The organism is Streptomyces sp. NPDC005195, from assembly GCF_040608315.1.
In the GTDB taxonomy this organism is placed as follows: domain Bacteria; phylum Actinomycetota; class Actinomycetes; order Streptomycetales; family Streptomycetaceae; genus Streptomyces; species Streptomyces kaempferi.
The window spans coordinates 1-2556 of the sequence record NZ_JBEXHZ010000234.1 but is presented as its reverse complement, the minus strand read 5'-3'; the positions used below and the strand labels follow the sequence as shown (position 1 = coordinate 2556).

The following is a 2556-nucleotide window of genomic DNA, read 5'->3' as shown; positions in this document are numbered from 1 at the left end:
CGCGGAACGGACAGGTGGCGCGTGGCCCGTCCCCGCCCGCGGGCTCGACCGGTTCCACCGGTTCCACCGGGCCGGAAACGCTCGGCGCGCTGCTGCTCCCGGCGGCCCGGGACACCGGTGCGTCCGTGAGCGGGATCTACCTGTTCGCGCCGGACCGGCCGGTGCTCCAGCTGGCGGTGACGACCGGGGGCACGATGGTCGCGCTGTGGGAAAGGGCCGACCCGGCGGGCGAGGGACCCGTGGCCGAGGCGGTACGCGAGCGGCGGCTGGTGTGGGTCGCCGGTCACGCGGAGCTGGCCCGCCGGTACCCGCGGACCGCGCTCACCCTGCCCTACCCCGTGGCGGTGGCAGCCGCACCGGTGACCACCGGCGCCACCACATGGGGCGCGCTGGCGTTCCTGTGGCCCGGCACGCATCCGCGCCTGCTGAGCACCCGCGAACGCGACGCGGTCGCCGCCGCCTGCGACCGTGTGGGCGCGTTCCTGCGGCAGGCCGCCGCCGACGGGCGCCCGGTCCTCCCCGCGGAACGTCCGCATGTTCCGGACCCGCCGCGGACCCGTACCCCCGGACCTGCGGAGGCGCTGGCCGCCGTCGATCTCGTCGACCGCCTCCCCGAGGGCTGTCTGGCCCTCGACCTGGACAACCGGATCACCTTCATCGACGCCACCGCCCGTGATCTGGTCGGCGGCAGTGCTCCGGACCTGCTCGGGACCTCGCTGTGCGAAGCCCTGCCGTGGCTGGACGAGCCGGTCCTCCAGGACCACCAGCGAGCCGCGACGATCAGCCGCCGACCCGCCGTCTTCACGGCCCTGTGCCCGCGGGGCCGGTGGCTGGACTTCGAACTGCACCCCGACGTCTCCGGCACCACCGTCCGTGTCACTCCCGCCGAGGACGCGGGTCCGGCGGACCACCCGCGGCGGGGCGGCAGGGACAGCACCCTCGCCCCTACGCGGGCACGCGTGCTGTACGACCTGATGCACCTGGCCGCCTCACTCACCGAGGCCGTCAGCGTGCAGGACGTGGTGGAGCTGGCCGCCGACCAGATCATGCCCACCTTCGACGCGCAGGGCTTCGTGCTGTCCGTGGCCGAGGACGGCCGACTGCAGATCGTCGGCTCCCGCGGGTACCGGGACGAGGTCCTCCGGCCCTTCGACGGACCACCCCTCACCGACAGGTCGGCTCCCACCGTGCACGCCCTCACCACCGGTATCCCCCTCTTCTTCGGCTCCCCGCAGGACATGGAACGGTTCCACCCCGCCATCCCGCGACTGACCGGAAGGGCGGCGTGGGCCTTCCTTCCGCTGGTCGTCTCGCGCCGCCCGGTCGGCTGCTGGGTGCTGTCCTTCGACCGTCCCCGCCCCTTCGGCCCCGACGAGCGTGCCGTTCTGACCTCGCTGGCCGGGCTCATCGCCCAGGCCCTCGACCGCGCCCGCCTCTACGACACCAAGCACCAGCTCGCCCACGACCTGCAAAGCGGCCTGCTCCCCACCACCCTGCCCGTGGTACCCGGCCTGGAGGTCGCGGCCCGGTACCTGCCCGCGGCCCGCGGCATGGATGTCGGGGGCGACTTCTACGACCTCATCCGTCTGGACGCCACCACCGTCGCCGCCGCCATCGGTGACGTCCAGGGGCACAACGTGCACGCCGCCGCTCTGATGGGACAGATCCGCACGGCCGTCCACGTGACGGCGGGGGCATCGCCCGACGAAGTCCTCGCCCGCGCGAACCGTCTGCTCACCGACTTCGACCCGGGCCTCTTCGCCAGCTGTCTGTACGCCCATCTCGATCTCGCACACCATCGCGCGATGCTGGCCACCGCTGGTCACCCGCCTCCGCTCCTGCACGACGCCGACGGACGCACCCAGGTCCTCGACCTGCCGCCCGGACTCCTGCTCGGTATCGACTCCGCCGCCGACTACCGGACCACCGAGATCCCCCTGCCGCCCGGCGCCCTGCTGGCCCTGTACACCGACGGCCTGATCGAGACCCCCGGCGGCGACATCGGCGAGGCCGCCGCCGACCTCGCCGATCACCTCGACCGCGTCGCGGACCAGCCCGTCCACACCCTCGCGGACGCCCTCATCCGGCACACCCGCCACACCGACCCGCGCAGTGACGACGTCGCCCTGCTCCTGCTGCGCGCGACGGAGGGAACCTGACGGGCGAAGCGGCCGTCGGCCGCCGAACGGGCTGCCGTCGGCCGAACGGGCCGTCGCCCGCACCGCGTCGCGGTCCTCCGGAGGGGCGCCGTCGCACCGGCACATGGTGAGGCCCGGTCCGCCGCCTCGGGGAGCGACGAACCGGGCCTGCTTCCACGGTGACACACCCGCCCCCGCCTCGCCCGCCGGGCGCCGACGGCGCGGGAGGGCGCGGGACGACGCGGCTCCCGACCGGACCGGGATCCGGGGAGAGCCGCGTACGGAGACCGCATGAGGCCGGGCGGCGGGCCCTGCGCCCGATCGTGACCGACCGGCACGAGCCCACCCATCAACGACCGGTGCGCCGTCCACAAGTCGGCGATCCGCACCATGCCCACGAGACGGCGATCGCCACCAC

At 74.6% G+C, this 2556-nt stretch carries 1 protein-coding gene; it reads left to right on the top strand.

The features are described from left to right. Positions 1-89: 89 nt before the first annotated feature. Positions 90-2159 (top strand): SpoIIE family protein phosphatase, encoded by a 2070-nt coding sequence (locus tag ABZV34_RS38415; protein WP_356287610.1) that lies wholly within the window; start codon positions 90-92, stop codon positions 2157-2159. Positions 2160-2556 lie beyond the last annotated feature (397 nt).